The 26023-nt window shown below is 67.1% G+C and carries 25 protein-coding genes; 22 read left to right on the top strand and 3 right to left on the bottom strand.

The window, feature by feature from the left end; all coding sequences use genetic code 11:
- The first annotated feature begins 21 nt into the window (after positions 1-21).
- The 21 genes from lysA (at position 22) to AB0H76_RS35520 (ending at position 21430) form a co-directional block, all read left to right on the top strand.
- Positions 22-1446, top strand: a complete 1425-nt coding sequence (gene lysA / locus AB0H76_RS35620; RefSeq protein WP_357331526.1) for a diaminopimelate decarboxylase — start codon at positions 22-24, stop codon at positions 1444-1446.
- Complete coding sequence (locus AB0H76_RS35615) at positions 1443-2786, top strand: homoserine dehydrogenase (RefSeq protein WP_357331524.1); 1344 nt, start codon at positions 1443-1445, stop codon at positions 2784-2786. The genes lysA and AB0H76_RS35615 overlap by 4 nt, the downstream gene beginning before the upstream one ends.
- A complete protein-coding gene (gene thrC / locus AB0H76_RS35610) occupies positions 2783-3874 on the top strand; it encodes a threonine synthase (protein ID WP_357331522.1) in 1092 nt (363 codons plus the stop codon). Before AB0H76_RS35615 ends, thrC begins: the two co-directional genes overlap by 4 nt.
- A 40-nt stretch (positions 3875-3914) precedes the next feature.
- Positions 3915-4862 carry a homoserine kinase gene (gene thrB / locus AB0H76_RS35605; RefSeq protein WP_357332201.1) on the top strand — a complete coding sequence of 316 codons (948 nt, stop codon included), beginning with the start codon at positions 3915-3917 and terminating at the stop codon, positions 4860-4862.
- A 305-nt stretch (positions 4863-5167) separates the two neighbouring features.
- Positions 5168-7234 carry a transcription termination factor Rho gene (gene rho / locus AB0H76_RS35600; protein ID WP_357331520.1) on the top strand — a complete coding sequence of 689 codons (2067 nt, stop codon included), beginning with the start codon at positions 5168-5170 and terminating at the stop codon, positions 7232-7234.
- Between the two features lie 598 nt (positions 7235-7832).
- Positions 7833-8075 (top strand): 50S ribosomal protein L31, encoded by a 243-nt coding sequence (rpmE, locus tag AB0H76_RS35595; protein WP_357331518.1) that lies wholly within the window; start codon positions 7833-7835, stop codon positions 8073-8075.
- A 92-nt stretch (positions 8076-8167) separates the two neighbouring features.
- Positions 8168-9238, top strand: coding sequence for a peptide chain release factor 1 (gene prfA / locus AB0H76_RS35590; RefSeq protein WP_357331516.1), 1071 nt, complete (start codon positions 8168-8170; stop codon positions 9236-9238).
- A 32-nt stretch (positions 9239-9270) separates the two neighbouring features.
- A complete protein-coding gene (gene prmC / locus AB0H76_RS35585) occupies positions 9271-10128 on the top strand; it encodes a peptide chain release factor N(5)-glutamine methyltransferase (RefSeq protein ID WP_357332199.1) in 858 nt (285 codons plus the stop codon).
- Between the two features lie 410 nt (positions 10129-10538).
- Entirely contained in the window at positions 10539-11204 is a 666-nt protein-coding gene (locus AB0H76_RS35580; RefSeq protein WP_357331514.1) for an L-threonylcarbamoyladenylate synthase, read from the top strand.
- A 4-nt stretch (positions 11205-11208) separates the two neighbouring features.
- Positions 11209-12354, top strand: coding sequence for an MraY family glycosyltransferase (locus tag AB0H76_RS35575; protein WP_357331512.1), 1146 nt, complete (start codon positions 11209-11211; stop codon positions 12352-12354).
- A gap of 10 nt (positions 12355-12364) precedes the next feature.
- Positions 12365-12814 carry a hypothetical protein gene (locus AB0H76_RS35570; protein WP_357331510.1) on the top strand — a complete coding sequence of 150 codons (450 nt, stop codon included), beginning with the start codon at positions 12365-12367 and terminating at the stop codon, positions 12812-12814.
- Between the two features lie 269 nt (positions 12815-13083).
- Positions 13084-13914 carry a F0F1 ATP synthase subunit A gene (gene atpB, locus AB0H76_RS35565; protein ID WP_357331508.1) on the top strand — a complete coding sequence of 277 codons (831 nt, stop codon included), beginning with the start codon at positions 13084-13086 and terminating at the stop codon, positions 13912-13914.
- Positions 13915-13984: 70 nt separating this feature from the next.
- Complete coding sequence (locus AB0H76_RS35560; RefSeq protein WP_357331506.1) at positions 13985-14233, top strand: ATP synthase F0 subunit C; 249 nt, start codon at positions 13985-13987, stop codon at positions 14231-14233.
- Between the two features lie 5 nt (positions 14234-14238).
- Complete coding sequence (locus AB0H76_RS35555) at positions 14239-14799, top strand: F0F1 ATP synthase subunit B (protein ID WP_357331504.1); 561 nt, start codon at positions 14239-14241, stop codon at positions 14797-14799.
- A gap of 19 nt (positions 14800-14818) precedes the next feature.
- Positions 14819-15628 (top strand): F0F1 ATP synthase subunit delta, encoded by an 810-nt coding sequence (locus tag AB0H76_RS35550; protein ID WP_357331502.1) that lies wholly within the window; start codon positions 14819-14821, stop codon positions 15626-15628.
- A 55-nt stretch (positions 15629-15683) separates the two neighbouring features.
- Positions 15684-17324 carry a F0F1 ATP synthase subunit alpha gene (gene atpA, locus AB0H76_RS35545; RefSeq protein WP_357331500.1) on the top strand — a complete coding sequence of 547 codons (1641 nt, stop codon included), beginning with the start codon at positions 15684-15686 and terminating at the stop codon, positions 17322-17324.
- 53 nt (positions 17325-17377) lie between these two features.
- Complete coding sequence (locus tag AB0H76_RS35540) at positions 17378-18349, top strand: F0F1 ATP synthase subunit gamma (protein WP_357331498.1); 972 nt, start codon at positions 17378-17380, stop codon at positions 18347-18349.
- 23 nt (positions 18350-18372) lie between these two features.
- The gene (gene atpD / locus AB0H76_RS35535) at positions 18373-19821 is read left to right on the top strand and encodes a F0F1 ATP synthase subunit beta (RefSeq protein WP_357331496.1); all 1449 of its coding nucleotides are present in this window, start codon (positions 18373-18375) and stop codon (positions 19819-19821) included.
- A 6-nt stretch (positions 19822-19827) separates the two neighbouring features.
- Positions 19828-20217: a F0F1 ATP synthase subunit epsilon gene (locus AB0H76_RS35530; protein ID WP_357331494.1), complete on the top strand. Its 390-nt coding sequence runs from the start codon at positions 19828-19830 to the stop codon at positions 20215-20217.
- 191 nt (positions 20218-20408) lie between these two features.
- Complete coding sequence (locus AB0H76_RS35525; RefSeq protein ID WP_357331492.1) at positions 20409-20831, top strand: DUF2550 domain-containing protein; 423 nt, start codon at positions 20409-20411, stop codon at positions 20829-20831.
- 26 nt (positions 20832-20857) lie between these two features.
- Positions 20858-21430, top strand: a complete 573-nt coding sequence (locus AB0H76_RS35520; RefSeq protein ID WP_357331490.1) for a cob(I)yrinic acid a,c-diamide adenosyltransferase — start codon at positions 20858-20860, stop codon at positions 21428-21430.
- Between the two features lie 65 nt (positions 21431-21495).
- On the opposite strand, the gene AB0H76_RS35515 is transcribed toward AB0H76_RS35520, so the two are convergent.
- The 3 genes from AB0H76_RS35515 to AB0H76_RS35505 all read right to left on the bottom strand — a co-directional run bounded on the left by AB0H76_RS35515 (position 21496) and on the right by AB0H76_RS35505 (position 24009).
- On the bottom strand, positions 21496-21867 hold the full coding sequence (locus AB0H76_RS35515) for a group 1 truncated hemoglobin (protein WP_357331488.1): 372 nt from the start codon (positions 21865-21867) through the stop codon (positions 21496-21498).
- A 97-nt stretch (positions 21868-21964) separates the two neighbouring features.
- Positions 21965-22786, bottom strand: a complete 822-nt coding sequence (locus tag AB0H76_RS35510) for a DivIVA domain-containing protein (RefSeq protein WP_357331486.1) — start codon at positions 22784-22786, stop codon at positions 21965-21967.
- The gene (locus AB0H76_RS35505) at positions 22777-24009 is read right to left on the bottom strand and encodes an FAD-binding oxidoreductase (RefSeq protein ID WP_357331484.1); all 1233 of its coding nucleotides are present in this window, start codon (positions 24007-24009) and stop codon (positions 22777-22779) included. Before AB0H76_RS35505 ends, AB0H76_RS35510 begins: the two co-directional genes overlap by 10 nt.
- Before the next feature lie 421 nt (positions 24010-24430).
- Between AB0H76_RS35505 and murA the strand changes: the two genes are divergently transcribed.
- Positions 24431-25711 (top strand): UDP-N-acetylglucosamine 1-carboxyvinyltransferase, encoded by a 1281-nt coding sequence (gene murA, locus AB0H76_RS35500; protein ID WP_357331482.1) that lies wholly within the window; start codon positions 24431-24433, stop codon positions 25709-25711.
- The last annotated feature ends 312 nt before the right edge of the window (positions 25712-26023 follow it).

Genomic DNA, 26023 nt, shown 5'->3' with positions numbered 1-26023 from the left:
GAACCCCCGAAAGGATACGAAGTGAGCGGCGCACATCCCGCTGGTCCCCGGCATGCCGAAATCCCGCACGCCCCGAATCTCCCGGAGCGTCCGAGCGATCCGAAGCAGATGATCGCGCTGCCCGCGAATGTGTGGCCCCGCAACGCTTCTCGCGGTGCCGACGGCGCCGTCAGCCTGGCCGGTGTGCCGGTGGCCGAGCTCGCGGAACAGTTCGGCACCCCGCTGTTCGTGGTCGACGAGGACGACTTCCGGTCCCGCTGCCGCGATATGGTGCGCGCCTTCGGCGCCAACGCCCGGGTGCACTACGCCTCCAAGGCTTTTCTGTGCGGTGAGATCGCGCGCTGGATCCGCGACGAGGGCCTGTCCCTGGACGTGTGCTCGGGCGGCGAGCTCGCCATCGCGCTGCACGCCGGTTTCCCGGCGGAGCGCATCGCGTTGCACGGCAACAACAAATCCGTCGCCGAACTCGAGGCCGCGGTCGCCGCGGGCGTGGGCCACGTCGTGGTCGACTCGCTGATCGAGATCGAGCGCCTGGAGGCCGTCGCGGCCGCGGCCGGTGTGGTTCAGGACGTCCTGGTCCGCGTCACCGTCGGCGTGGAAGCCCATACCCACGAATACATCTCGACCGCGCACGAGGATCAGAAGTTCGGCTTCTCGATCGCCGGCGGCGACGCGATGGAGGCCCTGGCCCGGGTCTTCGACGCCGACGCCCTGCGCCTGGTCGGGTTGCACTCCCACATCGGCTCGCAGATCTTCGAGATCGACGGCTTCGAGATCGCCGCCCGCCGCATGCTCGGCCTGCTGCGCGAGGCCATCGAGAAGTTCGGCGTCGAGCGCACCGCGCAGATCGCGACGCTGGATCTCGGTGGCGGCCTTGGTATTTCGTACCTGCCGAATGATGATCCGCCGCCGCTGGACGAGTTCGCGGCCAAGCTGCGCGGCCTGGTCGAGACCGAAGCCGCGCACGCCGGGCTGCCCACCCCGAAGATCGCGGTGGAACCGGGCCGCGCCATCGCCGGGCCGGGCACCGTGACCCTCTACGAGGTCGGCACCATCAAGGACGTCTCGCTGGACGGCGGCAATCGCCGCCGCTACGTCAGCGTCGACGGCGGCATGAGCGACAACATCCGGCCCGCGCTCTACCAGGCCGATTACGACTGCCGCCTGGTCTCGCGGTCCTCAGACGCACCGGCCGTGGTCGCGCGGGTCGTCGGAAAGCATTGCGAGAGTGGCGATATCGTCATTCGGGATACCTGGATGCCGGCCGATGTCGGCCCCGGCGATCTGATCGCCGTCGCGGCGACCGGTGCGTACTGCTATTCGATGTCGAGCCGATACAACCAGTTGACCCGTCCGGCGGTGGTCGCCGTCCGGGATGGTCAGCCGCGTTTGATTCTGCGCCGGGAAACGGTGGCGGATTTGCTCAGCCTGGAGGTGGAACAGTGACCGAACAGAGAAGCGGGACCTGGGGTACCGATCATCCGATCGGTGTCGCGGTACTCGGGATGGGCAATGTCGGTACCGAGGTCGTGCGAATTCTGCGCGACCACGCCGAGGACCTGCGCTCCCGCGTGGGCGCGCCGGTGCTGCTGCGCGGCGTCGCCGTGCGCAACCTGGAGCGCGACCGCGGCCTGCCGGCCGAGCTGCTGACCACCGACGCCGAGGCTCTGGTCGCCCGCCCCGATGTCGACCTGGTGGTCGAGGTCATGGGCGGCATCGATCCGGCGCGCGCGCTGATCCTGTCCGCCCTGAACGCCGGTAAGTCGGTGATCTCGGCGAACAAGGCACTGCTTGCCGACTACACCGGTGAGCTCGCCGCGGCCGCCGAACGCAACCGCGCCGACCTGTACTTCGAGGCCGCGGTCGCGGGCGCCATCCCGGTGGTGCGCCCGCTCATCCAGTCGCTGTCCGGCGACCGGGTGAACAAGATCGTCGGCATCGTCAACGGCACCACCAACTTCATCCTCTCCGCGATGGACGAGACCGGCGCCGACTACGAGGTCACGCTCAAAGAGGCGACCCGCCTGGGTTACGCCGAGGCCGACCCGACCGCCGACGTCGAGGGCTATGACGCCGCCTCCAAGGCCGCCATCCTGGCCTCGCTGGCCTTCCATACCCGCGTCACCGCCGCCGATGTGTACCGCGAGGGCATCTCCAAGATCACCTCCGAGGATCTGGAAACCGCCTCCGCGCTGGATTGCACGGTCAAACTGCTGGCGATCTGTGAACGCATCCCCGGTAACCCGCCCGCGGCCGAGGGCGGCAAGGATCGCATCTCGGTCCGCGTCTACCCGGCGCTGATCCCGCGCAAGCACCCGCTGGCCGCGGTCAACGGCGCGTTCAACGCCGTGGTCGTCGAGGCGGAGAACGCCGGCCGGCTGATGTTCTACGGGCAGGGCGCCGGCGGCGCCCCGACCGCGTCCGCGGTGCTCGGCGACCTGGTGATGGCCGCGCGCAACAAGTTCTACGGTGGCCGCGCTCCGGGCGAATCGGTTTATGCTGAGCTGCCGATCGCGCCGATCGGTGACACACCGGCCCGCTACCACGTGAACCTGCAGGTCGAAGACATTCCGGGCGTCCTGGCAAAGGTCGCGGGGGAGTTCGCCAACCATGGGGTTAGCATCTCCACCGTCCGCCAAGCCGGGCACGGGGAGGGTGCGCGCCTGGTCGTGGTCACCCATCACGCCCTGGAGTCGGCGCTCGCGGAGACCGTCGCCGCGCTGGCGGAGATGGAATCCGTCACATCCGTGACCAGCGTTTTGAGATTGGAAGGCACCGAGGAATGAGCATCCCCGTCGCACCGCAGTCGAAGGTGCACTCGCGCTGGCCGGGTCTGATCGCGGCTTACCGTGATCGCCTGGAGGGTGCTGCCGATTGGGAGCCCGTCACCCTGTTCGAGGGCGGCACCCCGCTGGTCCCGGCACCGCACCTGTCCGAGCTGACCGGGTGCGAGGTGTATCTCAAGGTCGAGGGCGCGAACCCGACCGGTTCCTTCAAGGACCGCGGCATGACCATGGCGATGACCGATGCCAAGTACCGCGGCCAGAAGGCCGTGCTGTGCGCGTCCACCGGCAACACCTCGGCGTCGGCCGCCGCCTACGCCACCCGGGCCGGCATGAGCTGCGCGGTGCTGATCCCGCAGGGCAAGATCGCGATGGGCAAGCTGGCCCAGGCGGTCATGCTCGGCGCCAAGATCATCCAGGTGGACGGCAACTTCGACGACTGCCTGGAGCTGGCCCGCAAGGTCACCTCGGACTTCCCCGAGGTCGGCCTGGTGAACTCGGTCAACCCGGCGCGCATCGAGGGCCAGAAGACCGCGGCCTTCGAGATCTGCGATGTGCTCGGCCGGGCGCCCGACGTGCACGCGCTGCCCGTGGGCAACGCCGGCAACATCACCGCGTACTGGCGCGGCTACCGCGAGTACTACGCCGACGGCATCACCACCCGCCTGCCGCGCATGCTCGGCGTGCAGGCCGCCGGTGCCGCCCCGCTGGTCAACGGTGCCCCGGTGTCGCACCCGGAGACCATCGCCACCGCCATCCGGATCGGGGCGCCCGCGTCCTGGAACGGTGCGATGGAAGCCAAGACGCAGTCCGAGGGCGCCTTCCGCGCGGCCACCGACGACGAGATCTTGGAGGCATACCGCCTGGTCGCGGCCACCGAGGGAGTGTTCGTCGAACCCGCTTCGGCCGCTTCGGTCGCCGGTGTGCTCGCCGCCCGCCGGGAAGGCTGGCTGGATTCCGGGCTGACCGTGGTCTGCACCGTCACCGGCAACGGCCTCAAGGACCCCGATACCGCGCTGCTCGGCATGCCGCAGGTGCAGGCCCTCGCGGTGGATCCGGTCGCGATCGCCCACGAACTCGAGCTGGCCTGAGTTGAATTCGCGCGACACCCAACTGGCGCCGGAGTCCGAGCTGGAATCGGCTCGGGCCCGGACGCTGCCCGCCGGAATCGCCGTCACCGCACGTGTTCCGGCGTCTACCGCCAATCTCGGCCCCGGATTCGATTCGCTGGGAATGGCTTTGGGCATCTACGACGTGATCGAGGTGCGCACCACCGATTCCGGACTGAAGATCCGGGTCGAGGGTGAGGGCGCCGATGACGTGCCCTGGGGCCCTTCACATCTCGTCGTGCGCGCGATCGAGCGTGGCCTGGAGGCCGCCGGCGTCTGGGCCGACGGCCTCGATGTGGTGTGCCACAACGCGATTCCGCATTCCCGTGGCCTGGGTTCCTCGGCCTCCGCGGTGGTCGGCGGCCTGGCCGCAGGTAGCGCGCTGGCCGCGAAACTCGACCCCGAATTGGCGCTGGACCTCGAGCAACTGGTGCAGCTGTCCTCGGAATTCGAGGGCCACCCGGACAACGCGGCGGCCAGCGTGCTCGGCGGCGCCGTAGTTTCCTGGACCGAGTCCGCGGCGGCCGACAGTGTGCACGGCCGCTGCTATCGCGCTGTGCGCCTGGACGTGCATTCCGGGCTCCGTCCGGTGGTGCTGATTCCCGAGGTGCGCTCCTCCACGGCGCATACCAGGGGTTTGCTGCCCGAGACGGTGCCGCACGGCGACGCCGCCTTCAATGTCAGCCGGGCCGCGCTCGCGGTCGTAGCCCTCACGCAGCGCCCTGACCTGCTGATGTCGGCCACGATGGACCGTTTGCACCAGGCCCAGCGGGCGCCCGCGCTGCCGGTGACCACCGCCTGGATCGCGCGTTTGCGGGAAGCCGGAATTCCGGCCACCGTTTCCGGCGCCGGGCCCACCGTGCTGGCCTTGTGTACCAGCGAATTCCCCGCGGAATTGGCCGAATTGGCGGCCGCGGAGGGCCTGCGCGTGGTCGAGCCTGGACTCGCCGAAGGAGTCCAGGTCAGCTAACGGCGAGTCTGTCTTGCCGAGCTTCACACTATCCAGCTATCCTGGGCAAGTCCGTACATCGTGCGCATCAGACGCCGGTGCTTCATCAGGGCAATCGCTCCAGCAGGCTCCAGGCTCGAGCCTCCAGGCCATGGAGGTGCTGCGTAGCTGCGCAACTGGAATGATCTCTCCCACCTTTTTGGAGTTGGGCCCTGCACAACCGGTGGGGCAGGTGATTTACGGCAGCCGAGTCCGGCACAGTGCCCGGACTGCGGGACGAAACCCTCGAATCAGCACACGGCAGTCGAGGGAAGGAAAGGATTTCCGTGACAGATACGGACCTGCTCGCGACACCCGGGGTGGAAACCAACCCAAGTAACTCGGGTCGCGAAAGTGAATCCGGAACGATTTCGAAGATGAGCGAACACACCGACGTCGCACGATCGGGGCTGACTGGAATGTTGTTGCCGCAGTTGCGCCAGCTTGCGGGGGAGCTCGGAATCCGAGGAACCTCCGGAATGCGCAAGGGCGATTTGATCGCCGCCATCAAGGAAAATCAATCCGGAAAGGCGCCCGCCAAAGCCGAGAAGGCCGAAAAGGCCCCGCGCGGCGAGGCGAAGGCTGTCCAGGCGACCCTCGACGTGACGCCTGCCGCCGAGGCCGCACCGGCGAAGGCCGTCAAGGCCACCGCTCCCGAAGCCGCCGCCGAGCCCGAGAACGCTCCGGCGAAGGCCGCGAAGACCGACACTGCTCCGGCGGATGCCGCGGCGGGCGAAGCCTCCGACGATGCCGGTCGGGAATCCGGCCAGCGGGGCCGGGGTCGGCAGCGGCGCGGCCGTGACCAGGCGCGATCCGGCGGCGAGAACGCCGAGGCGCGTGGTGACGAGCCGAAGCAGGATGCCGACCAGGGCGAGCGTCGCCGGGAGCGCAACCAGCAGGGTGAGCGCAATCAGTCCGGTGAGCGCAACCAGGGCGATCGCAACCAGAACGGAAATGGCAACGGCGGCAATCGCGGTGGCGAGAACCGTGGCGGCGAGAACCGTGGCGGCGACAATCGGGGTGGCGAGAACCGTGGCGGCGACAACCGGGGCGGCGACAGCCGGGACAACCGTGGCGGTGACGACGAAGAAGGCGGCCGCGGCCGCCGGGGCCGTCGCTTCCGCGAGCGGCGTCGTGGACGCGACCGCGACGGTGGCCCCGCCACCGGTGGCGGCGAGGCGCGCGAGTTCGAAATCCGCGAGGACGACGTGCTGCAGCCGGTCGCCGGCATCCTCGACGTGCTGGACAACTACGCGTTCGTCCGCACCTCGGGCTACCTGGCCGGGCCGAACGACGTCTACGTGTCGATGAACCTGGTGCGTAAGAACGGCCTGCGCCGCGGTGACGCGATCACCGGTGCGGTCCGTGCGGCGCGCGACGGTGAGCAGAGCAACCAGCGGCAGAAGTTCGATCCGCTGGTGCGTTTGGACACGGTGAACGGCAGCGATGTCGACAGCGCCAAGCGGCGTCCCGAGTTCAACAAGCTCACCCCGCTCTACCCGAACCAGCGGCTGCGCCTGGAGACTCAGCAGAACAAGCTGACCACCCGGGTGATCGACCTGATCATGCCGATCGGTAAGGGTCAGCGTGCGCTGATCGTGTCCCCGCCCAAGGCGGGTAAGACCACGATCATGCAGGACATCGCGAACGCGATCGCCATCAACAACCCCGAGGTCTACCTCATGGTTGTGCTGGTCGACGAGCGTCCCGAAGAGGTCACCGACATGCAGCGTTCGGTGAAGGGTGAGGTCATCGCCTCCACCTTCGACCGGCCGCCGCTGGATCACACCTCGGTCGCCGAGCTGGCCATCGAGCGCGCCAAGCGCCTGGTGGAAATGGGCAAAGACGTTGTCGTGCTGCTCGACTCGATCACTCGATTGGGCCGTGCCTACAACAACTCCTCGCCGGCCTCGGGTCGTATCCTCTCCGGTGGTGTCGACTCGACCGCGCTGTACCCGCCCAAGCGGTTCCTCGGCGCGGCGCGCAATATCGAGAACGGCGGCTCCCTGACGATCATCGCCACCGCCATGGTGGAGACCGGTTCCACCGGTGACACGGTGATCTTCGAGGAGTTCAAGGGCACCGGCAACGCCGAGCTCAAGCTGGACCGCAAGATCGCGGAACGGCGCGTGTTCCCCGCGGTGGACGTCAATCCGTCCGGTACCCGCAAGGACGAGCTACTGCTCAGCCCGGACGAGGCGGCCGTGCTGCACAAGCTGCGCCGCGTACTGTCCGGCCTGGATTCGCATCAGGCGATCGATCTGCTGATCGACCGTCTGAAGAAGTCCAAGAACAACCTCGAGTTCCTGATGCAGGTTTCGAAGAACGCGCCCGGTGGCGCGATCGACGAGTAGCACGAATTCGACTGTCGCCGAGAGGGTCTCGCTCACGCGAGGCCCTTTCGGCGTATTCGGACGGAAGAAGAAGAGGCCGATCAGCGCGGCGCCGGAAATCATGAAGCCGACCAGCAGGGCGGCGGGCGGCACACTGCCGCCGCCGGCATCCGGGTAGTAGGCGACCGTCTCCGCTGTCGCATAGGTGGCGTCGGTATCGGGTACCGCGAGCCAGCCCCCCACGACAGCGAGGGTCAGTAGCGCCAGGACCGCGGCGGCGATTCTGCTGCTCATGGTGTTCCCTCCCTCTGTCCTCGGCACGGCGGTGTGCACTTGTCTGCCAGTTCCCCAAACTCTATGAACAACCGTGTTCGCATTCTTGAGTAGCGAACTACCCGTCTTAGGGTCCCGTAGAAGCGCCCCGATCGCGTGCCCGCAGTTCTTGGGGCGTGCGGGGGCACCGGGAATAGACCGGGGGCAAGGGGCGTTTTGGCAGCGTAGTGGCGGTTCTGGCATACTGAACCGCTGTGCGTCTGCCCATCGGCAGACAATCCCGCCTAGTCGGCTCCGGTTCACGCTCCTTCGCGGGCGACCCGGCGGCCATTTCGAAAGGACACCCATGAAGGCAGGAATCCACCCGACCTACGTCGACACCACCGTCGTCTGTGGTTGTGGCAACACCTTCCAGACTCGCTCCACCAAGGAGTCCGGACACATCACCGTCGAGGTCTGCTCGCAGTGCCACCCGTTCTACACCGGCAAGCAGAAGATCCTCGACACCGGCGGCCGCGTGGCCCGCTTCGAGGCTCGCTACGGCAAGCGTCCCGGCAAGAAGGCCGATGCCGAGGCCGACGCCTCCTAGCTTCCTCATCGACGCCCGGTTCTGCGCTGCAGACCGGGCGTCGGTGCATTTCCGGTGCCCGAACCCCAGGAATAGACAAAGGAAGCACAATCATGACGCAGCCGTCCGCGATCGACGACATTCTGGCCGAGTACCAGGGCCTGGAGACGCAGTTGGCCGATCCGTCGCTGCACAACGACGCGGGTGCCGCGCGCCGGGTCGGTAAGCGATTCGCCGAGCTGGCCCCGGTGATGACCACCTACAACAAGCTGAAGTCCACCAAGGACGATCTCGCCGCCGCCCAGGAGCTGGCCGCCGACGACGCGGCCTTCGCCGCCGAGGTGCCCGAGCTGGAGCAGCAGGTCGAGGAGCTGGAGCAGGCCCTGGCCGACCTGCTCGCCCCGCGCGACCCGCACGACGGCGACGACGTGGTGCTCGAGGTCAAGTCCGGCGAAGGCGGCGAGGAATCCGCGCTGTTCGCCGCCGACCTCGCCCGCATGTACATCCGCTACGCCGAACGGCACGGCTGGAAGGTGGAGGTGCTCGACGCCACCATCACCGAGCTGGGCGGATACAAGGAAGCCACGCTCTCGATCAAGAGCAAGGACGCCGCCCGCGACGGTGTCTGGTCGCGGTTCAAGTTCGAAGGCGGCGTGCACCGCGTGCAGCGCGTTCCCGTCACCGAATCGCAGGGCCGTATCCACACCTCCGCCGCCGGCGTGCTCATCTACCCCGAACCCGACGAGGTCGAGGAGGTGCAGATCGACGAAACCGATCTGCGCATCGACGTCTACCGGTCCTCGGGCAAGGGCGGTCAGGGCGTCAACACCACCGACTCCGCGGTGCGCATCACGCACCTGCCCTCCGGCATCGTCGTGACCTGCCAGAACGAGCGTTCGCAGCTGCAGAACAAGGCCCGCGCCATGCAGGTGCTCGCGGCCCGGTTGCAGGCGCTCGCGGAGGAGCAGGCCGACCAGGAGGCCGCGGCCGGCCGGGCCAGTCAGATCCGCACCGTCGACCGCTCCGAGCGGATCCGCACCTACAACTTCCCGGAGAACCGCATCGCCGACCACCGCGTCGGCTTCAAAGCGCACAACCTGGACGCCGTCCTGGGCGGCGACATGGACGCGCTGCTGGACGCGCTCGGCAAGGCGGACCGCGAAGCCCGGATGGCGGCGGAGTAGAGGTGAGCGCGGTCGAGCGCACCGCGGCGCCGCTGCTGCCCGCGATCCACGCGGCGGCGCAGACCTTGCAGGCCGCGGGCCTGCACAGCCCGCGGGCCGACGCCGAGCAGCTCGCGGCGCACCTGCTCGGAGTGCAGCGCTCCCGCCTGGTGCTCTCACCGCCGCTCGACCCGGAGCAACTGGCCGCCTACCGCGCGCTCGTCGACCAGCGCGCGCGGCACATCCCGCTGCAACACCTCACCGGTGTCGCCGCCATGGGCGCGATCGACCTGGCCGTCGGCCCCGGCGTCTTCGTGCCCCGTCCCGAGACCGAGTTGCTGTTCGCCTGGGCTCTGGCCTACCTGGAGACGGTGCCGCACGACCGCCAGCCGATCGTCGTCGACCTCTGCACCGGCTCCGGCGCATTGGCCCTGGCCATCGCCAACGCCCGGCCCGACGCCCAGGTACACGCGGTCGAACTCGACCCCGACGCCCTGACCTGGGCCCGCCGCAACGCGGCCACCCGCAGCTCCGCCGGAGACACCCCGATCACCCTGCACGCCGCCGACGTCACCGACCCGGCCCTACTGCCCGCCCTCACCGGCCGCGTCGACCTCATCGTCGCCAACCCGCCCTACATCCCCGCCGACGCGCCTCTGGATCCCGAAGTGGCAGACCACGATCCACACCGCGCCCTCTTCGCGGGCCCCGACGGCCTGGACGTCATCCGCCCGATGATCCCCGTCCTCACCCGCCTCCTGCGCCCCCACGGCGCCGTCGGCATCGAACACGACGACACCAACGGCACCGCCACCGCCACCCTCCTCACCGAAACCGGCGAGTACACCGACATCGCCGAACACCTGGACCTCGCGGAAAAGCCCCGCTTCGTCGTAGCGACCCGCACCTGAGCGCGACACCCTCACCGAAACCCAGTTCCCAGATAGCGACCCCGTCGCCCGGCGTTCGAGTGCGCCCAGGCCGATCGCGCCGGAACCCTATTTCATGGTGGTGACCTGTGCACTCCACACTCGCGCGCGAACACGACGGCGTCGAAGCCCAGCCTCGTGGTAGCAACCTGTCCGCCCCGCGTCCGAACGCGATCGCGTCGCCCCCAACCCGGGGGCTTTGTTACCGCATTCCCTCTGTTTTCGAGCGCAGCGAGCCCGATCACCGGTTCGCGGCCCGTCTCGCATCCGAGCAGCCGAAAGCGCATGCGCCGCAGGCGCAAGTCTCGGCTGCTCGGATGCGAGACAGCGGGGGGCCGCGAACACCCAGCGCCGCAGGCGCTGGCTAAAAGACACTGTGACAGGATGGGCGCGTGAGTACCGTCTACGACTGCGCGGATCCCGACTCGCGCGCCGCCGGACTGTCCGCAGCGACGAGCGCCCTGAAGTCCGGGCGGCTGGTGGTGCTGCCTACCGACACCCTGTACGGCCTGGCTGCCGATGCTTTCGACTCGACCGCGGTGAGTTCGCTGCTCGCGGCCAAGCGTCGTGGGCGGGACATGCCGGTGCCGGTGCTGGTCGGTTCCTGGCACACCATCGATGGCCTGGTGTTCTCGGTGCGGCCGCAGGCCCGGGAGCTGATCCGGGCGTTCTGGCCGGGCGGCCTGAGTCTCGTTGTGCAACAGGCTCCTTCGCTGGCCTGGGACCTAGGTGACACCCGCGGCACGGTGATGCTGCGGATGCCGCTGCACCCGGTCGCGCTGGAGTTGCTGCGTGAGGTGGGTCCGCTGGCGGTGTCCAGCGCCAACGTCTCCGGGCAGCCGCCGGCCAAGACCGCCGCCGAGGCGCGTGATCAGCTGGGTTCGCTGGTCGGCGTGTATCTCGATGGCGGCCCGGCCGAGCATGCCGTGGCCTCCACCATCGTCGATCTGACCGCCGATCAGCCCCGGATCTTGCGCGTGGGCGCGGTGCCGGTCGCCGAGATCGCCGAGGTGCTCGGGATGAAGCCGGACGAACTCACCAGTCCCGCTGCCCGGTGATCGGATGAATGCTGTTGTGCCGCTGCGCGAGCTCCTGCTCGTGCTGCTCATCTCGGCCACGGTCACGTTCCTGGCCACCGGCGGAATCCGGACGCTCGCGATCGCCTTCGGCGCGGTCGCGGTGCCCCGCGAGCGCGATGTGCACGTCAAGCCGATCCCGCGGATGGGCGGTGTCGGCATGTATATCGGGCTGGTTTCCGCCGTGCTTTTCGCCCACCAATTGCCCGCGCTGCGGCGGGGTTTCGACTATGCGCCCGATATTCCGGCGGTGCTGGTCGCAGCTACGCTCATCGTGGTCGTCGGGATTGTCGACGATCGCTGGGGCCTGGACGCGCTGACGAAGTTCGCCGGTCAGGTCACCGCCGCCGGTGTGATGGCGGTAATGGGGCTGAGCTGGTACTCCATTTACAACGTCTTCACGAATTCGACCGTTCTGCTGGACGCGCTGCAGGGCGGTCTGGTGACGGTCGGCGTGACGGTCACGCTGGTGAATGCCATGAACTTCGTCGACGGTCTCGACGGCTTGGCGGCCGGGCTCGGATTGATTTGCGCGGGTGCGGTGTTCGTGTTTGCTGTCGGGTTGATGAATGAGCAGGGCGGCTCGGTCGACACCTATCCGCCGGCGCTGCTGGCCGCCGCCCTCGCGGGCGCGTGCCTCGGATTTCTGCCGCACAATTTCTCGCCGGCCCGAATATTCATGGGTGATTCCGGGTCGATGCTGATCGGTTTGGTGCTGGCCGCGGTTTCCACCAGTGCCTCCGGCCGGATTCCGCTCCAGGGTTTCGGTACGCGCGACATCGTCGGCTTGTTGTCGCCGCTGTTGCTGGTCGGCGCGGTGATGTTCATTCCGGTGCTGGATCTGGTGCTGGCGATCGTGCGCCGGGTGCGGGCCGGCGTGAGCTTTTCCACTCCGGACAAAATGCATCTGCATCATCGTTTGCTGCAGATCGGGCATTCGCAGCGCCGCGTAGTCCTGCTCATCTATTTATGGGTCGGGGTGCTCGCGTTCGGCGCGGTCGGCAGTTCTCTGATGGATCGCACGGTGGTGGTTCTGGTGATGGCTGCCGGATTGCTGTTCGCCCTGGTGGTGACCGCGGTCCCGGGTCTGCGCCGTACCGGCGCAGCCGCCGAGCCGCAGCCGCCCGGGTAAAGTCCGGGTCGTGACTTTCACCCCCAATCCCATCCCCGGCCCCGACGCTCCGTTGCGGTCCGCGCTTCGCTACGGGCTGATCGGGTTGGCCGTTCTGGTCGTGCTCGCCGTCGCCATCGGTACCGCGACGGCGGGTCTGCCCGGCCTGTGGGGCGCCCTGATCGGCGCCGCCATCGGCGGTGGATTCATCCTGACGACGGCCGCCGTCGTGCTGTTCGGCGCGAAGCTGCCGCCGAGCACCGCCGGCCTGATCATCCTGGTCAGCTGGGTCGGCAAGCTGCTCGTGGTGCTCGTGGTGGTGGCCGTGCTGCAGCAGTTCGACTTCTACAACCGGGTGGCGCTGTTCCTCACCGTGGTGGGCGCGCTGTTGATCGTGCTCGGGGCCGAGACGTACGGCGTTCTGCGCCAAAAGGTTCCGTACGTGACGACCACCGCGGGCGACTCCGATACCAGTGAGTAGGAAAATTACTCACCCCCCTACACAGCGTCGTAGATAACTTGGTAAAGTGTTGGTAAGCAAGCACCCAAGGCAGGGGGGGTCACCATGACCCCGCCAAGTGCCGCTATGCTTACTGCCGTACCGAGCCCGGAGGGCTTCGGTTCTGCATGTCGACGATGTCGCCGACACACGTACAGACGCCCAAGCGGTTTGCCGCTCAGCTGCTGACGAACTTCGAGCCGACCTAGTCGACCCAAATTGATCGTCAATGTCCGATCGAACCGCGGGATATGACCGTACCCGCGGCCCGAACACGGGAGAGAACGCTGAGCGTCACCACTTTGGCGGCGGGCGAGTTTCATCCGCCCTCGCTAGATGACTTCTTCCCTGATGCTGTCCTGTTCCAGGGAACCATCTTCGAACTCGACCGTCTGATGCTGGTACGCATCTTGATGACGGCGCTGCTAATCGGGTTCATGGTGCTGGCATTCCGCAGCCCGAAGATCGTCCCGCGCGGTCTGCAGAACGTCGCCGAATACGGTCTTGTCTTCGTCAAGGAGCAGATCTGCGACGAGGTTCTCGGTAAGGAATCCGGCCGCAAGTTCTTCCCGCTCATCGCGACGATCTTCTTCACGGTCCTCTTTCTGAACTTCTCCGGTGTCATTCCGGGTCTGAACATCTCGTCGAACGCCCGAATCGGCATGCCGCTGGTACTGGCTGTACTCGCCTACCTCACGTTCAACTACGTGGGTATCAAGAAGTACGGCTTCCTCAAGTACATGCGCAGCTCCATCGTGGTTCCGAATGTTCCGCCCGCGCTGCATCTGCTGCTGATCCCGATCGAGTTCATCTCGACCTTCGTGCTCCGGCCGTTCACCCTGACCGTCCGACTCATGGCGAACATGCTGGCGGGCCACATCATGCTGGTCCTGTTCTTCAGCGCGACGCAGTTCTTCCTCTTCGACGCCGCGGCGTGGATGAAGATCTTCTCGCCGTTCTCGCTGCTGGCCGGCCTCGGATTCACGCTGTTCGAACTGCTGGTGGTCTTCCTGCAGGCGTACGTCTTCGCCTTGCTGACCGCCGTCTACATCGGGCTCGCGCAGCACGCAGATTCACACTGACCAACTACTAACTGGATACCTGCTCCCCGCCGTCCGGCGGTGTGTGCAACAGAAAGGGAATGGAAGACTCATGAGCCTCGCGTACTTGGCCCAGGAAGCCGCCACCTCCGGCGAGAAGATCAAGGGCTACGGCGCCATCGGCTACGGCCTGGCTGCCATCGGCCCCGGCATCGGCGTCGGCATCGTGGTCGGTAAGGCCATCGAGGGCATCGCCCGCCAGCCCGAGCTCCAGGGCACGATCCGGACCAACATGTTCCTCGGTATCGCGTTCACCGAGGCGCTGGCCCTGATCGGTCTCGTCGCCGGCTTCATCTTCTGATTGCCATGACCGGCATGACTGTGCTCGCGGAAACCGCGGGGGAGGATCGTAATCCCCTCGTTCCCGAGCTGTATGACATCTTTTGGTCGGCAGTCTGCCTGCTCGTGATCGGCATCGTCTTCTACAAGTACGTCGTTCCTCGCCTGATGAAGGTGCTGGACGAGCGTGCCGAGAAGATCGAGGGCGGCATCGCCCGCGCCGAGGTCGCGCAGGAAGAAGCTCAGCAGACACTCGAGCAGTACAAGCAGCAGTTGGCCGACGCTCGCCTGGAAGCCGCGCGCATCCGTGAGGAAGCCCGCACTCAGGGGCAGGACATCCTCGCGCAGATGCGCACGGAGGCCCAGGCCGAGAGCGATCGCATCGTGGCCGCCGGCCACAGCCAGCTGGAAGCCCAGCGCCAGCAGATCCAGAACGAGCTTCGCTCCGAGGTCGGCCGTACGGCCGTCGACTTGGCCGAGAAGGTTATCGGTCAGTCGGTTTCGGACGAAGCCAAGCAGGCGGCATCGATCGAGCGGTTCCTTACCGAACTCGACGAGTCGAATGCCGGCATCGGGGTCGGAAGGTAACGACGCGAAAGTGAGAAGCATGTACGCAGCGAGCCGTGAGGCGAGCGCCCGGTCCCGAGAGGCGCTTCGGGCCGCTCTGACCGGAAGCGACAGCGTTGCAGCCACGACGGGCTCCGAGCTGTTCGCCGTTGTCGCCGTGCTGGACGAACAGCGTTCGCTGCGTGTTGCGCTCGCGGACGTGTCGGTGCCCGGTTCGGCGCGTGCCGAGCTGAGCGAACGGGTCTTCGGCGGCAAGGTCAGTCCTGCCACACAGGCAGTACTGACCACCGCCGTGGCCCAGGACTGGTCCCGCACCGCCGATCTGGTCGACACCCTGGTGTTGCTCGGCCAGGAAGCGCTGCTGGAGTCGGCCGCCGACAGCGGCAAGCTCGGCGCGGTGGAGGACGAGCTGTTCCGGCTCGGCCGGATCATCGCCGACAGCCCCGACCTGGAGCAGGCACTGTCGGATCGCGGGAAGCCGGCTCAGGCCAAGCGCGAACTGATTGCCCGGTTGCTGAACGGTAAGGCCTCCGACATCACGGTCGGCCTCGCCGAACAGGCCGTCGCCCGGCAGAAGACCAGCATCGGTGACGCGTTCGACGCGCTGTCCGACTTGGCGGCCGCCCGGCGCGAACAGGTTGTCGCGCATGTGCAGGCCGCGATCGAACTGACCCAGGAGCAGCGGGACCGGCTGGCCGGCTCCCTGCAGCGCATCTACGGCAAATCGGTCGCGGTGCACGTCGAGGTCGATCCGGAACTGCTGAGCGGACTTGTCGTCCGCGTCGGCGACGACGTGATCGACGGCAGCGCCATCGGCCGACTGGAGCGGCTGCGCCGCGAACTGGCCTAGCCAGTAGCGGCGCCCCACCCCCCGACATTCGAGACCAAGCGAGAGCAGGAAGAACATGGCGGAGCTGACGATCTCCTCCGACGAGATCCGTAGCGCGATCGAGAGCTACACCCAGAGCTACACCCCCGAGACCTCCATCGAAGAAGTCGGTGTGGTTACCGACGCGAGTGACGGCATCGCGCACGTCTCCGGCCTGCCTTCGGCAATGGCCAACGAGCTGCTCGAATTCCCGGGCGGCGTACTCGGCGTCGCGTTGAACCTCGAGGACCGCGAGATCGGTGCGGTCATCCTCGGCGAGTTCGCCGAGCTCGAAGAGGGCCAGGAAGTCAAGCGCACGGGTGACGTGCTCTCGGTTCCGGTCGGCGACAACTTCCTCGGTCGCGTGGTCAACCCGCTCGGCCAGCCGATCGACGGCCTCGGCGACATCGAGTCCGACGAGCGTCGCGTGCTCGAGCTGCAGGCCGCTTCCGTGCTGGAGCGTCAGCCGGTCGAGGAGCCGATGGCCACCGGCATCACCGCCATCGACGCCCTGACCGCCATCGGCCGCGGCCAGCGTCAGCTGATCATCGGTGACCGCAAGACCGGCAAGACCGCGGTCTGCATCGACGCCATCCTGAACCAGAAGGCGAACTGGGAGTCCGGTGACCCCAGCAAGCAGATGCGCTGCATCTACGTCGCCATCGGTCAGAAGGGTTCCACCATCGCGGGCGTCAAGGCCGCGCTGGAGGAGCACGGCGCGATGGAGTACACCACCATCGTCGCGGCCCCGGCCTCCGACTCCGCCGGCTTCAAGTGGCTGGCCCCCTACACCGGTTCGGCCATCGGCCAGCACTGGATGTACCAGGGCAAGCACGTTCTGATCGTGTTCGACGATCTGACCAAGCAGGCCGAGGCCTACCGCGCCATCTCGCTGCTGCTGCGCCGCCCGCCGGGCCGCGAGGCCTACCCGGGTGACGTCTTCTACCTGCACTCCCGTCTGCTGGAGCGTTGCGCGAAGCTGTCCGACGCCATGGGCGCGGGCTCGATGACCGGTCTGCCGATCATCGAGACCAAGGCCGGTGACGTCTCGGCGTTCATCCCGACCAACGTCATCTCCATCACCGACGGCCAGGTCTTCCTCGAGTCCGACCTGTTCAACAAGGGTGTCCGTCCGGCGATCAACGTCGGTACCTCGGTCTCCCGTGTCGGTGGCGCCGCTCAGACCAAGGCCATGAAGAAGGTCGCCGGTTCGCTGCGTCTGGAGCTGGCCCAGTTCCGTGAGCTGGAGGCGTTCTCCGCCTTCGCCTCCGACCTGGATGCCGCCTCCAAGGCTCAGCTCGAGCGCGGTGCCCGCTGGGTCGAGCTGCTCAAGCAGAACCAGTACTCGCCGGTCTCGGTCGAGGACCAGGTCATCTCGATCTTCCTGGTGGACAAGGGCTACTACGACTCGGTTCCGGTCGGCGACATCCGTCGCTTCAGCCGCGAGCTGCTCGAAGACCTGCACCGCAACGCCCAGGACGCGTTCGACTCGCTGCAGGGTGGCTCCAAGCCGCTCGACGGCGATGCGGCCGAGGCCATCAAGTCGGGCACCGACAAGTTCAAGGCGGGCTTCCTGGCTTCCGACGGCAGTCGCGTCGTGAACGAGGCGGAAGCCGGCGAGCTCGACCACGAAGAGGTCGAGAAGCTGTCGGTTACCCGCAAGCACGTCGAGAAGTAAGTCGGACGAGCTAATGCGCTATTCGGAACTGGCGAATGAAGGGAGGGTGACCAATGGCAAGCTTGCGTGAATTGCGCTCCCGCATTCGCAGTGTGAATTCGACCAAGAAGATCACCAAGGCCCAAGAGCTGATCGCGACCTCGCGAATCACCAAGGCTCAGGCCCGGGTCGCGGCCGCCAAGCCGTACGCCGAGGAGATCACCAAGGCACTGGCCGAGCTGGCGAGCGCGTCGAAGAACCTGGCGCACCCGCTGCTGACCGAGCGGGAAAACCCGCGCCGGGCAGCGGTTCTGGTGATCAGCAGTGACCGCGGCATGTGCGGCGGTTACAACTCGAACGTCTTCCGGCGTGCCGAAGAGCTGATGACCACCTTGCGCAACGAGGGCAAGGAGCCGGTGCTGTATGTGATGGGCAACAAGGGCCTCACGTACTACACCTTCCGCAGCCGCCCGCCGTTGGCCGCGTGGACCGGGTTCTCGCAGCAGCCGAACTACAGCGATGCCTCGGCCGCGTGCAACCACCTGGTGGAGGCCTTCATGGCCGGCGCCGAAGGCGAGGTTGCCGCACCCAACGGTGAGGGCACCATCGCCGGTGTCGACGAACTCCATGTCGTCTACACCCGGTTCGTCTCGATGCTGACGCAGACCCCGGAGGTGCGCCGCCTGGCGCCGATCCAGGTCAGCTTCATCGAGGAGAGCTTCGATCTGGGCGAGGACAGCTTCTCGGATTCCGAGACCGCTGACATCAAGGCCCAGTACGAATTCGAGCCCGACGCCGATGTGCTGCTGGCGGCCCTGCTGCCGAAGTACGTCAACACGCGTATCTACTCATCGTTGCTCGAGGCAGCGGCATCCGAGTCCGCGGCTCGGCGCACCGCAATGAAGGCCGCCACCGACAACGCCAACGAGCTGGCCAGCGTGCTGCAGCGCGAGGCGAACTCGGTGCGTCAGGCCCAGATCACGCAGGAAATCAGCGAAATCGTGGGTGGCGTTAACGCGCTGGCCGCGAGCGGCGACCGCGACTAAAGCGCAGGAAGAGAAACTAACCAATGACCGCAGCTGTCTCTCAAGACAACACGGCTCGGACCGGCGGCACCGCAGGCCGCGTCGTCCGGGTCATCGGACCCGTCGTGGACGTCGAGTTCCCGCGTGGATCGATCCCTGAGCTGTTCAACGCTCTGCACGCCGAGATCACGCTTCCCTCGGTGGCCAAGACCCTGACCCTCGAGGTCGCTCAGCACCTCGGCGACGGCATCGTTCGCTGCATCTCGATGCAGCCGACCGACGGCCTGGTCCGTGGCGCGAGCGTCTCCGACACCGGCAAGCCGATCTCGGTGCCCGTCGGTGACATCGTCAAGGGCCACGTCTTCAACGCCCTCGGTGACTGCCTCGACAGCCCGGGCCTGGGCCGCGACGGCGAGCAGTGGGGCATCCACCGCAAGCCCCCGTCATTCGATCAGCTCGAAGGCAAGACCGAGCTGCTCGAGACCGGCATCAAGGTCATCGACCTGCTGACCCCGTACGTCAAGGGCGGCAAGATCGGTCTGTTCGGTGGTGCCGGTGTCGGCAAGACCGTGCTGATCCAGGAGATGATCACCCGTATCGCTCGCGAGTTCTCCGGCACCTCGGTGTTCGCGGGCGTCGGTGAGCGTACTCGTGAGGGCACCGACCTCCACCTGGAAATGGAAGAGATGGGCGTCCTGCAGGACACCGCCCTCGTCTTCGGCCAGATGGACGAGCCGCCGGGCACGCGTATGCGCGTCGCCCTGTCGGCCCTGACCATGGCCGAGTACTTCCGCGACGTGCAGCACCAGGACGTGCTGCTGTTCATCGACAACATCTTCCGCTTCACCCAGGCCGGTTCCGAGGTCTCGACCCTGCTGGGTCGTATGCCCTCCGCCGTGGGTTACCAGCCGACGCTGGCGGACGAGATGGGTGAGCTCCAGGAGCGCATCACCTCGACCCGTGGCCGTTCGATCACCTCGCTGCAGGCGATCTACGTCCCCGCCGACGACTACACCGACCCGGCGCCCGCCACCACCTTCGCCCACCTGGACGCGACGACCGAGCTTTCCCGCCCGATCTCGCAGAAGGGTATCTACCCGGCCGTCGACCCGCTGACCTCGACCTCTCGTATCCTCGAGGCTTCGATCGTCGGCGACCGGCACTTCGCGGTGGCGAACGAGGTCAAGCGGATCCTGCAGAAGTACAAGGAACTGCAGGACATCATCGCCATCCTCGGCATGGACGAGCTCTCCGAAGAGGACAAGGTCCTCGTCGGCCGCGCCCGTCGCCTGGAGAAGTTCCTCGGCCAGAACTTCATCGTGGCCGAGAAGTTCACCGGTCAGGTGGGCTCGGTCGTGCCGCTGGAGCAGACCATCGACGACTTCGATCGGGTTTGCAAGGGCGAGTTCGACCACTTCCCGGAGCAGGCGTTCAACTCCTGCGGTGGTCTCGATGACGTCGAGGCGGCCGCGAAGAAGATCGCCGGAAAGTAGTCCACGATGGCTGAGTCCAGCAAGGACATGTCCGTTGATCTCGTCGCCGTCGAACGCAGGCTCTGGTCCGGCCAGGCCTCGTTCGTCAGCGCGCAGACCACCGAGGGCCAGATCGGCATCATGCCGGGCCACGAGCCGCTGCTCGGCCAGTTGGTCGAGGGTGGCACCGTGACCATCGTCCCGGTCGACGGTGAGCGGATTGTCGCGGCCGTGCACGGCGGGTTCTTCTCCGTCACGGCCAACACGGTCCGCGTGCTGGCCGAGTCGGCCGAGTTCGCCGGTGAGGTCGATGTCGACGCGGCCCGCAAGGTGCTCGCCGACGCCGAGGCCTCCGAGGAGGACCGGACGGTGGCTCAGGCTCAGGTGCGCGCGGTCGAAGCGCTCGCCGAGCACTGACGAGTACTCGGTAATTTCATAAAGCTGGTCGGCGGCGAAGGTTATCTTCGCCGCCGACAATGCTTTTCGGGCCGGACTTGGCTACCCCCTGGTCGCCCGTTTGTAGACTCGTGTTTGAATATCGCAACGGATGGGTAACGGAGACCTCACAAGGTCGCCGGGCGAAAGGACGAACCGCATTGCAGACCGGGATGGTTGTTCTGATCACCCTGGTATTGCTGCTGGTCGCTCTCGCCCTGATTTCCAGCTATCGCCTCATCATGTTGCGCCGCGGCGGCACCTCCGCCCTCCTACGCGTGCTGCCCGCCAGCGGTGGCCAGGGCTGGCGGCACGGCCTGATCCGCTACGACGAGGATCGCCTCGTCTTCTACAAACTCACCAGCCTGAAGCTGGGCCCGGATTCGGTTATCCGGCGGCAGGGCATCGAAATCGGCGAGCGGCGCGGCCCCGTCGGTGACGAGTACGACATCATGACCGACGAAATCATCGTCACCGGCGTCTCGGATACCCGCGGCGGCTACGAGATCGCCCTGGACCGCGGCGCCCGTGCGGCCTTCCTGTCCTGGGTGGAATCGCGCCCGTCGGACCGCACCCGCCGCCTGGGCGGGCTCTGAACCGGCCGGCAACTACGCTGGATCCCGTGAACGTGCACCTGACGCGGATCTACACGCGTACCGGCGATGACGGAACCACCGGCCTCAGCGATTTCTCCCGGGTCTCCAAGAACGACCCCCGCCTGGCGGCCTACGCCGACTGCGACGAGACCAACGCCGCCCTCGGGGTGGCCGTGGCCCTGGGCGATCCCGCGCCCGAGATCCTGCGGGTCCTGCGGCAGGTGCAGAACGACCTGTTCGACGCCGGCGCCGACCTGTCCACCCCGGTGGTGGCCGAGCCCAAGTATCCGCCGCTGCGCATCACCCAGGCCTATATCGATCGGCTGGAAGGCTGGTGCGACGAGTTCAACGCCGAACTGGCCCCGCTGAACTCGTTCATCCTGCCCGGCGGCACGCCGCTGGCCGCGCTGCTGCACACCGCGCGCACGGTCGCCCGGCGGGCCGAACGGTCGGCCTGGGCGGCCATGGACGCCCATCCGGAGGACACCAGCCCGCTGCCCGCGCGCTACCTCAACCGGCTCTCGGACCTGCTGTTCATTCTCAGCCGGGTCACCAACCCGGGTGGCGACGTGCTGTGGAAGCCGGGCGGCGAGAAGTAGTCCTGCCCCCGGAACACCGAAGGGCCCCTTCATCCCGCGCGGATGAAGGGGCCCTTCGGCGTTCGTCAGCTGCTGATGTTCGCGCTGACGATGTCCTCGGAGAGCGGCGCGATCGCCGTGATGATCTGTTCGACGGTGTCCTCGGCGACTCCGGCGCCGCTGAGCGCACCGATGAGGTGCCCGGCGACCAGGTCGAAGTGCTTCTGCGCGATGCCGCGACCCTGGTGCACGTCGCGCATCGGGGCGCCGGTGTAGGTCTCCGGTCCGCCGAGGGCGGCGGCGAAGAACTCGACCTGCAAGCCCTTGAGCCGGGTCATGTTCACGCCGGTGAAGAAGCCGGCCAGTTCTTCGTCGGCCAGTACCCGGACATAGAAATCGTCGACGACAGCGGTGAGGGCCTCGCCGCCACCGATCTCTTCGTAAATGGAATCCGCCATTTCAGGCTTTCCCTTCTCACTCGTCGTAGCCGTCTCGAACCTCGGCCACGAATCGAAAAGCACTGTAACGCAACAGATTTCATTGCGCAGCGCAGGTTTATCCGGGTTGCTGCCGGTAGTCCTCTCCGGCAGTCAGCTGCGACTGGTTCCAGTAGGACACCGGGGCGGGCTTTTCCACGGCTTCCACCGGGGTGGAGATCTCGGCCTGCACCGGACGCGACGCCTTCTGCTGCTGCGCGGCTTTCGGCTCGCCCAGCTTGTCGATCTCGGTGAACAGCGCCTCGACGATGGTGTGCATCTGCTTCTGCGCGATCTGCGCGTAGGTGCGGATGTACTCGATCTCCGCGGGCGCCGGCTCCGGTGCGCCCTTGGGCACATTCGTCAGCGAGGCGATCCCGTCGGCCGCCTGCGCCGCCGACTCCTGGGCCTGGCGCAGGATGTCCGCGTACTGCTGCCGCGCCGCCGCGACCAGCTCGCGCGCGTAGACCTCGGCCTCGGCCACGGTCGACTCGGCCGACAGCTGCGCCTGGCTGAGCATGTTCACCGCGCGGATGTTCACGCCGAGCAGGTCGTGCTGGGCTTCCTCGCGCAGCTGGTGGTTCTCCCGGCGCACCGAGGCCAGGTCGGACCGCAGCTGCTCCACGGTGAACGTGTCCGCGGGGGTCGAGGACTTGTACATGGACAGCTGGCGTTCCAGGTCGGCGACCCGGGAGGCGAGGTAGTCGTTGTCGGACAGCAGCGACTTGTCCCCGCTGAACTCCAGCTGCTGGGTGATCCGCTTGTTGGTGGCGGTGAGCCGCGACACCTCCCGCGCCACCCGCTCCAGGAATTCCTCGACCTGGTTCTCGTCGTATCCGCGCCGGCCCAGCGCGGATCTCTTGAATTTCGCTTTCTCGATATCGCGTGGCTTCAGCGCCATGTGGTCACCTCGGGTCTTGGAAAGGCGCTACCGGTTCCCGCCGGAGCTGTGTCGGGACTGGTCATCGCCACGGCGTCGGCGGCGGCCGGTTCCGGCTCCGCGACCGTGTCGAACTGTTCGAATCGAATGTCCGTGCGCGCCATGCCCGCCGCGGTCAGCTCGGCGGTGGCGTGCTCGACCATCGGGGTGGAGCCGCACACCAGCGCGGTGAAGCCGTCCCAGTGATTGCTCTGCGCGGCGACGGCGCCGACGACGCCCTTGGCACCGGGATAGGTCGGATCCTCGGAGACGACCGGGGTGTAGCGGAACCACGGCCGGGTGTCGGCCATCTCACTGAGGAAGTGGTGCTCGTACAGGTTCCATTGCGTCCGAACGCCGTGGAACAGATGCACGTTCGTGGTCCGCCCGGTTTCACGCCAGTCCGCGTCGAGTTGCTCGATGACCGCGCTCATCGGCGCCAGGCCGGTGCCGCCGGCGATCATCAGCAGGTCGCGCGGCAGGTCCTCGGACACGGTGAGCGCGGTACCGATCGGCGCACCGAGCCGCAGGCTGTCACCGGGCCGGATCTCGCGGGCCAGTGCCGCGCTGACCTGCCCGCCGGCGACGATCTGCACATTGAGGTCGATGGTGCCGTCGGCCCGCGGCGCGTTCGCCGGGGTGTAGTAGCGCCACAGTTTGGGGCGCTGCGGAATCTCCACGGCCATCGACTGCCCGGCCACGTAGGGGTAGGGCTCGGTCGGGCGAATTCGCAGCACCGCGACATCGATGCTGCGCCGGTCGGTGCCGATGACCTCGGCCTCCCACCAGGCGGGCGCGTTCGCCTCGTCGTCCTCGGCGGCGACCACCATCAGCTTGGCGACGACGCCGTAGGCATCGGCCCAGTCCGAGGCCAGGCTGTCGGTCCACGCGGCGCCGAGGAAGTACTGCAGGGTGGCCAGCAGTGAGGCGCCGGCGGCGGGGTAGTGATCGGCGATGACCTCGAACTTGCGGTGGTCACGGCCTAGTTGCTGCACGAAGCTGGGATCGGCGGCGATCTTGTCCACACTGCTGACGATGCGGCCGAGCGCGGCGAAGAACTTGCCGCGCTGGTCGGCCATCGAGACCGGGAACATGGCGCGGACATCGGGATGCGCCATGAACAGATGTGAGTAGAAGTACAGGACCGCTTCGTCGCCGACCTTCTCGACGTCGCGCCAGCTCGCTTGGAGCGCGGGGATATCCATAGCGCCTCAGCAGGCCGGGGATAGGGAAGCGCCGGGCCGCACTGCTCGGCCCGGTTTGCCGGTGATCAACGGAAAACTCCTCGATCCTGTGGTGTCGATAGGGGTTTCGACCTCGGCCGACACCAGGGTGGGCGCAAATGCGCCGCGGGTTGGTCTGTCGACAACGAGCGAACTGACTGGGCGGTAGCGTAATCGAAAGGAACGGGTATCGCAGAACGAGAGCCCCGGATTTACCGTCCCTTCAGCCTATCGGTGAAGGAGCGCATTCCACGCAAACCGCTCAGCCGTGCACCGGGATCGCGTACACACGCGTGAGTAGGTGCGGGGATGGATAAGCTAGCCCCGTGAGTGAGCGAAGCGAGGGAACCATCGGCATTGCGCCCTCCGGCACGCCGGGACCCAGCACCTGCGAGGTAATGGCGTGAGTGAGCGGTTCATGGTCACCGGCGGCAATCGGCTCGTCGGCGAGGTCACGGTGGGTGGCGCGAAGAACAGCGTCCTCAAGCTGATGGCCGCTGCCCTGCTGGCGGAGGGCACGTCGACGATCACCAACTGCCCGGACATCCTCGATGTGCCGCTGATGGCCGAGGTCCTGCGGGGCCTGGGCTGCGAGGTCACCATTACCGACGAAGCCCCGGGCGATCGTTCGGTCGTGACCATCACCACCCCGGCCGAGCCGAAGTATCACGCCGATTTCCCCGCGGTCACCCAGTTCCGGGCCTCGGTCTGTGTCCTCGGTCCGCTGATGGCCCGCTGCAAGCGCGCCGTGGTCGCGCTGCCCGGCGGTGACGCCATCGGCTCGCGCCCCCTCGACATGCACCAGACCGGTCTGCGTCTGCTCGGCGCGACCAGCGAGATCGAGCACGGCTGTGTGGTGGCCCAGGCCGATCACCTGCAGGGCGCGCGGATCCGGCTCGACTTCCCGTCGGTGGGTGCGACGGAGAACATCCTGATGGCGGCCGTGCTCGCCGAGGGGGAGACGGTCATCGACAACGCGGCGCGCGAGCCCGACATCGTCGATCTGTGCAACATGCTGGTGCGGATGGGCGCGCGCGTCAGCGGCGCCGGCACCTCGGTGCTGACGATCCAGGGCGTGAAGAGCCTCGAGCCGACCGATCACCGCGTCATCGGCGACCGCATCGTCGCCGCCACCTGGGGTATCGCCGCGTCCATGACGATGGGCGATGTGAAGGTGACAGGTGTGAATCCCAAGCACCTTTCGCTGGTGCTGGACAAGCTGCGCTCCGCCGGCGCGCGAATCTCCTTCGACGTGGACGGTTTTCGCGTGGTGCAGCAGGAGCGGCCGCGCGCGGTCAACTTCTCCACGCTGCCGTTCCCGGGTTTCCCGACCGATCTGCAGCCGATGGCCATCGGCCTGGCCGCGATCGCCGACGGCACCTCGATGATCACCGAGAACATCTTCGAAGCGCGGTTCCGCTTCGTGGAGGAGATGATCCGCCTGGGCGCCGATGCCCGCACCGACGGGCATCACGCTGTGGTGCGCGGGATTCCGCGGTTGTCGAGTGCGCCGGTGTGGTCCTCCGATATCCGCGCCGGCGCCGGTCTGGTGCTCGCGGGTCTGTGCGCCGACGGGGTGACCGAGGTGCACGATGTCTTCCATATCGACCGCGGTTACCCCAACTTCGTGGAGAAGTTGCAGGCGCTCGGCGGACAGGTGGAACGCGTCGGAGCCGCGAATTAGCCTGCTGACCAGGCGATTTGACATTGATCATCGCGCCACGTAACTTTTATCGAGTCAGAGCGACACGGACACCAACCCGGGGCTGAGGCGGAGACGCCAAGCGAGGGACACGAGGTCGTACGAGGAGCGCCTGACGATCACACTAGTTCGACTGCGACCCCGGATTTGGTTCTGGGCGACTGGCTGAGCTAAGCTGTTCAAGTTGCCTCACTGAAACCCCCCGAGAGATCGAGTGGCGGATGTGTGTGCGTGTGTTCTTTGAGAACTCAATAGTGTGTCGATGAATGTCAGTGCCAATAATTTATTGGTGCC

This window comes from Nocardia sp. NPDC050712, from assembly GCF_040654295.1.
GTDB lineage: Bacteria > Actinomycetota > Actinomycetes > Mycobacteriales > Mycobacteriaceae > Nocardia.
The sequence above is the reverse complement of the archived record's forward strand: the minus strand, read 5'-3'. Positions and strand labels throughout refer to the sequence as shown.

What these genes read in the sequence shown, in the direction of transcription:
- atpD (WP_357331496.1), top strand. Translation starts at nt 18,373, where the DNA reads ATGACCGCAGCTGTCTCTCAAGACAACACGGCTCGGACCGGCGGCACC.
- AB0H76_RS35555 (WP_357331504.1), top strand. Translation starts at nt 14,239, where the DNA reads ATGACCGGCATGACTGTGCTCGCGGAAACCGCGGGGGAGGATCGTAAT.
- AB0H76_RS35515 (WP_357331488.1), bottom strand. Translation starts at nt 21,867, where the DNA reads ATGGCGGATTCCATTTACGAAGAGATCGGTGGCGGCGAGGCCCTCACC.
- atpB (WP_357331508.1), top strand. Translation starts at nt 13,084, where the DNA reads ATGACCGTACCCGCGGCCCGAACACGGGAGAGAACGCTGAGCGTCACC.
- AB0H76_RS35525 (WP_357331492.1), top strand. Translation starts at nt 20,409, where the DNA reads ATGGTTGTTCTGATCACCCTGGTATTGCTGCTGGTCGCTCTCGCCCTG.
- thrC (WP_357331522.1), top strand. Translation starts at nt 2,783, where the DNA reads ATGAGCATCCCCGTCGCACCGCAGTCGAAGGTGCACTCGCGCTGGCCG.
- atpA (WP_357331500.1), top strand. Translation starts at nt 15,684, where the DNA reads ATGGCGGAGCTGACGATCTCCTCCGACGAGATCCGTAGCGCGATCGAG.
- AB0H76_RS35575 (WP_357331512.1), top strand. Translation starts at nt 11,209, where the DNA reads ATGAATGCTGTTGTGCCGCTGCGCGAGCTCCTGCTCGTGCTGCTCATC.
- AB0H76_RS35540 (WP_357331498.1), top strand. Translation starts at nt 17,378, where the DNA reads ATGGCAAGCTTGCGTGAATTGCGCTCCCGCATTCGCAGTGTGAATTCG.
- AB0H76_RS35550 (WP_357331502.1), top strand. Translation starts at nt 14,819, where the DNA reads ATGTACGCAGCGAGCCGTGAGGCGAGCGCCCGGTCCCGAGAGGCGCTT.
- AB0H76_RS35505 (WP_357331484.1), bottom strand. Translation starts at nt 24,009, where the DNA reads ATGGATATCCCCGCGCTCCAAGCGAGCTGGCGCGACGTCGAGAAGGTC.
- AB0H76_RS35560 (WP_357331506.1), top strand. Translation starts at nt 13,985, where the DNA reads ATGAGCCTCGCGTACTTGGCCCAGGAAGCCGCCACCTCCGGCGAGAAG.
- AB0H76_RS35510 (WP_357331486.1), bottom strand. Translation starts at nt 22,786, where the DNA reads ATGGCGCTGAAGCCACGCGATATCGAGAAAGCGAAATTCAAGAGATCC.
- AB0H76_RS35530 (WP_357331494.1), top strand. Translation starts at nt 19,828, where the DNA reads ATGGCTGAGTCCAGCAAGGACATGTCCGTTGATCTCGTCGCCGTCGAA.
- prfA (WP_357331516.1), top strand. Translation starts at nt 8,168, where the DNA reads ATGACGCAGCCGTCCGCGATCGACGACATTCTGGCCGAGTACCAGGGC.
- rpmE (WP_357331518.1), top strand. Translation starts at nt 7,833, where the DNA reads ATGAAGGCAGGAATCCACCCGACCTACGTCGACACCACCGTCGTCTGT.